6 protein-coding genes and 1 pseudogene are annotated in these 4,052 nt (G+C 65.5%); 4 read left to right on the top strand and 3 right to left on the bottom strand.

The genetic code is table 11. The annotated features are described in order from the left end of the window. Positions 1–155: 155 nt before the first annotated feature. The 3 genes from JL475_RS38325 to JL475_RS38315 all read left to right on the top strand — a co-directional run bounded on the left by JL475_RS38325 (position 156) and on the right by JL475_RS38315 (position 1,551). Positions 156–806, top strand: coding sequence for a hypothetical protein (locus JL475_RS38325; RefSeq protein ID WP_237409450.1), 651 nt, complete (start codon positions 156–158; stop codon positions 804–806). Positions 807–853: 47 nt separating this feature from the next. Continuing rightward, positions 854–1,288: a hypothetical protein gene (locus JL475_RS38320; RefSeq protein WP_202282823.1), complete on the top strand. Its 435-nt coding sequence runs from the start codon at positions 854–856 to the stop codon at positions 1,286–1,288. 74 nt (positions 1,289–1,362) lie between these two features. Further along, positions 1,363–1,551, top strand: coding sequence for a hypothetical protein (locus JL475_RS38315; protein ID WP_202282822.1), 189 nt, complete (start codon positions 1,363–1,365; stop codon positions 1,549–1,551). A 59-nt stretch (positions 1,552–1,610) separates the two neighbouring features. Here JL475_RS38315 and JL475_RS40990 read toward each other — a convergent pair. Further along, positions 1,611–1,953: pseudogene (locus JL475_RS40990) on the bottom strand (hypothetical protein); the annotation flags it as partial. Between JL475_RS40990 and JL475_RS41635 the strand changes: the two are divergent. Next, on the top strand, positions 1,931–2,041 hold the full coding sequence (locus tag JL475_RS41635) for a hypothetical protein (RefSeq protein WP_307825324.1): 111 nt from the start codon (positions 1,931–1,933) through the stop codon (positions 2,039–2,041). The pseudogene JL475_RS40990 and the gene JL475_RS41635 sit on opposite strands and share 23 nt — an antisense overlap. A gap of 92 nt (positions 2,042–2,133) precedes the next feature. On the opposite strand, the gene JL475_RS38305 is transcribed toward JL475_RS41635, so the two are convergent. Both JL475_RS38305 and JL475_RS40980 read right to left on the bottom strand, forming a co-directional pair. Continuing rightward, on the bottom strand, positions 2,134–2,733 hold the full coding sequence (locus JL475_RS38305) for a hypothetical protein (RefSeq protein ID WP_202282820.1): 600 nt from the start codon (positions 2,731–2,733) through the stop codon (positions 2,134–2,136). Positions 2,734–2,963: 230 nt separating this feature from the next. Next, positions 2,964–3,497: a hypothetical protein gene (locus JL475_RS40980; RefSeq protein ID WP_237409449.1), complete on the bottom strand. Its 534-nt coding sequence runs from the start codon at positions 3,495–3,497 to the stop codon at positions 2,964–2,966. Positions 3,498–4,052 lie beyond the last annotated feature (555 nt).

The following is a 4,052-nucleotide window of genomic DNA, read 5'->3' as shown; positions in this document are numbered from 1 at the left end:
CAGGCCGTATCGCGCTGACCTGCGACAACGACGCCCCGGACCCATTCATGTGCCCATCAACTGATGAACTCGGGTGAATGATCGCAGCTTCCCAAGCTGAGGACCCGGCCGCACGACTGCGCCATGGGCCATAGAGTCGCCACAGAGGAGGGGAGATGTCGTCTCTGACGATCACATGGACGCCGCACAATCACGGCTGGGCCTTCGTCAAAGTGGCTGACGATCACGGCGAGGCAGAGGCCATCGCCTCATACCTCACTGATGCACCCGAGCAGTTCCTCTACGCCGTTGCCCGACTCGCCCTCGGTGACGAGGACACACGGGCCGAATTGGAGGGAGAGCCGCAGGTGTACCGGTGGTTCTTCCAGAGAGACGGGACTGTGGTCGATGTCCGCCTGGTGCTGGCCGACGACGCCCGAGCCCCGGACAGCTCAGGGACGGTTCTCTGGTCAGGCCGCCACACTGTTACGGCACTCGCACGGTCGACCGTCCGGACCTTCGACCGGATCGATTACGAACAGGGCGAAGACTCCTATGAGTCCCAGTGGGGCCGGCCGTTTCCCCGAACCGAGCTCGAAGCTCTGCGAACCGCGATGCGGGCGCATCAGAGAGCCACAGCGGCCGAGGACACCACCTCCGAAGGCGGCCCGATGAGCGGAAGCCTGGGCCGTCTCTGGGCCGTCCGAGGCCGCTCGGCAGTGGCCAATGATGACCAACGACAACCACCAGGCGCACGAGCCCACCAGCAAGGACACACACCGTCACAGCGGCTTGACCCGGTCGAGGCTCCGCCGACCTCGCGATAGGATCACCGTCCTCACAGACAGGCCTCAGAGCCGCAGGGGGAGGAGCGGTGCAGCTCACCGTGCACTGGTGGGACCTGTGGACGCCCGTTTCGATGATGGCCCTGAGCGTCGTCCTCAGCCTGGTGACTCGTCGACGCCGGCACAAGCGGCAGACCGCGGTGAGGTGGCGCTCACGGACTCACTGGGAATGGCTGCCGTTCATGTTCGGGCTGGTCGCAGTGATCGTAGAGCTCTCGCTCCTCCTTGACGTACCCGATCCGTGGACCACGATCTCTGACGTGGTTGCCCGTGCACTCGCCCTCACCACCGTGTTCATGGCCGTCCGGACGGTGTTCATCCTTTTCACGCGCGGCATCCGGCTCCTGTTCCGGCGCCGAGGAGCCGACACCGACAGCGGTGGACGAACACCCGACGGGCGGCGCCCCACCGGCTTGACCCGGCCATCGAGACTCCACCGACCTCACACCCCGGAGAACATATGAGACTCGCACCTGTAGCCGCCGTGGTTCTCTCGTCTGTCGCCCTGCTCGCAGGGTGTGCGCAGGGAGAGACCGACTTGCAGCCGCCCAGGTCGGCGGCAGAGGGCGCCTGGTACGCGAGCAGCCAGGAACAGCGCCAGGAGTACTGCGAGGCTTACCGCGCGCACGACCCGCAGCACCCCATCCGCATCCCTTCGTACCCGTCAGCAGAGTCGGAGGACGAGTTCGCCGACAACTTCTACAACGTGCTGAAGGAGAAGTGCTGAGCGCGAGCGGGCCGTGTGCCGAGGGGCGCCTCTTGCTGACATCACCTTCTGACAGCGATGATCGAGTCGGCAGGCAGCGACCCGCGTCCCTGCGCGTCGTCGGCGTCGGCGTCGGGGCCAGCGCCTCACGTTCGCCGGGAAGCCGGGGTTGTGCACCTCGGCCCGGTGCGAAGCCTCCTTTCGGCACCACTCCACCCGCACGAGCCACGGTTCATCCGCTCACTCGTAGCGGATGGCGTCGGTCACCGGTTCCGAGATCATCAGCACCCAGTCACCGGCCGAGCAGGCCAGGTTGTACGGGGTGACGAACCTCCGGCACCAACGCCAGGCCCGGGGCGACGAACCGACACCGGAGAGCCCACTCGCCCGCTCCCCGGCACTGGCAGCATGCGCCCAGGCCAGCGCGTCCATCCGTCTGTCGGTCGTCGGCCCCGGCCTCGACGGCGAACTGTCGTACGAGGAGCTTCGATTCACCCACCACCGGGCCTGAATTGACGTCACCACCAACGCGACCGGACGAAGAAGAGCCCGTCAGCAAGCTGACGGGCTCCCGCGAAAGACCGAGACTAACCTGCCATCAGGTCAGATCGTCGGTGTCTCGTCGACGACCTCTTTGTGCGGTTCGACAATGAACCTCCAGCCGTCGCTGGGCTCCATGAATCGCACTCGGGTCGGGTAGATGTCCAAGGCGCGGCGGTCACGGTTCTGGCTGCTCGCGTTCTTCCGCCCCCGGGCCGGCTCCTCGAACAAGTCGACCTTGACATCCGGCACCGTGAGGACTTCCTCGCTCCAGCGCTGAACGATCCCCGCGCCGAAGGCGTCCCGGGCGGCGGAGTAGAGCAACTCCAGGGATTCCTTGTTCCCGTCGGGAACGAAGAGGGCGAGATTCAGGAGGACACCGGCGTTCTGAAGAACCTCGATTTCCTCCCCCGCCTCGTCGGCAACCCAGATCCCGGGCTCTTCGGCATTGTCCGGGAGAACGCGGATCTCCTGACCGAAGATCGTCCTCGCAGTGAAGGAACCTCCCTCGAAGTTCTTACCCGGCTCCGTAAGGGAAGCCGGGGCATAGCAGTCGAGAGGAAGGCCGTCCATCTCTGCCGAGACGAAGATTCCGTCCTGGAGACCCAACTCCGAAACCTCTTCGGCCGTAAGACGTCGAGCCGTGACCTTCTCGGTGTTCACGCCATTCCCCTTTTTCTCGTGGCGCCTTGCGAATTCATTGAAACTCTACCACGAAAACGATCACTCAGTTCTCGCTCATTTCCCCCTGGGGGACAGCAGAAGAATCGTCTCACGTCACCGGCGAAACGTGGCAAGCGCAGAAAAATGCCGCGACGCCCAAAAGCGTTACCCATCCGCTTCGACGGCGCTTTCAGTAACCAAGCCAGCCGTCAAGTGGAATGCGCGCAAACTTAGCCGAATGGAAAAAGCGGACAGAAGGCGCCTCGGCGCTCAGCATTGCACTGTGCTTGCGTTCCCATCGCGAGTCGACGGCCACGCCCGGGATCTCGCCCCGGCGGACGTGAGCCGAGGCAGGGGAAGGCGTGCAGCCGTGGTTGCGACTCCATCGAGGCTCGGATGCCCGTGCCGCGCGCCCGGCAGCCTGCCCGTCCGACGTCTGACGTCAGACTGGTCGCGGTCGCGCTGTGCCCGTCCGTTTCCCTGCGCACCCCGAAGGCGACCACCAGCCCGGCGACCAGCGTGACCACGAAAGATGCGAGCACCAGCCAGCCCCAGGCGTCCGCCCCGACGCCAAAGGCCAGCGCGGTCACCCCGGCGCCGATCAGCGCGAAGACGGCGATGCGGAGCGCGCGGTGTCCGTAGCTGCCTCCGGGGTCGGCCAGCGCCGCGAACAGCAGGCCGAACAGGGCGCTGAGAAGGTACTGCTCATGCCCGATCGCCCAGAAGTCGAACATCGACACCAGCCCGGCGTCCAGGAACGCCACCGCTCGCGGGCCAGTTGAGCCCTGCGGGGTTGAGCTCGACCACCTTCGACAGCCAGGTCATGACCTTTCCCCGGCGAACGGGCCGTGCTGCTCGTCTGCTCTCCGTGACCACGGTCGCCCCCTCTTGCTTGACTCGCTCGACTCGCCGGGTATGCCCCTTGAGTGAAGAATCTCCAGATTCCGTCGAGGTCGCCACGAAGCAACCCGCCGGTCGACGCCCCGAAGGCGTGACCGAGGCCGGCGACGAGCGGGGCTTCGCGGTGGCAGTACGCGTCGTCCCGGCCGCCCGCCACGGCCGAATCATCAGACCGATCACGTCCGACCAGGGGACCTCGACAAGATCGTGTGACGAGCTCTACGCGGAGACGGCCGCGCTTGAACGGCTTTTCCATGCAGTCCGAAATGTGCCTCACTGGCAAACATTTGAGTACGTGCCCGAACAGGCCGCCATATGTGGCACTGCGACAGATCACGTGTAACGCACTGAGGTCTTCTCGGCAACGTGACGGTTGCGGTGCGTGATGATGCCGGGCGGCGGGATGGTGACTCGATGCC

Origin of the sequence: Streptomyces sp. M2CJ-2, assembly GCF_016757295.1 — a bacterium.
Taxonomy (GTDB): domain Bacteria; phylum Actinomycetota; class Actinomycetes; order Streptomycetales; family Streptomycetaceae; genus Streptomyces.
Note: the sequence above shows the minus strand (reverse complement) of the source record. Positions and strands in the feature narration are given on the sequence as shown.

Excerpts from the sequence above, each read along its gene's own strand:
- JL475_RS38325 (WP_237409450.1), top strand. The coding sequence starts at position 156 with ATGTCGTCTCTGACGATCACATGGACGCCGCACAATCACGGCTGGGCC.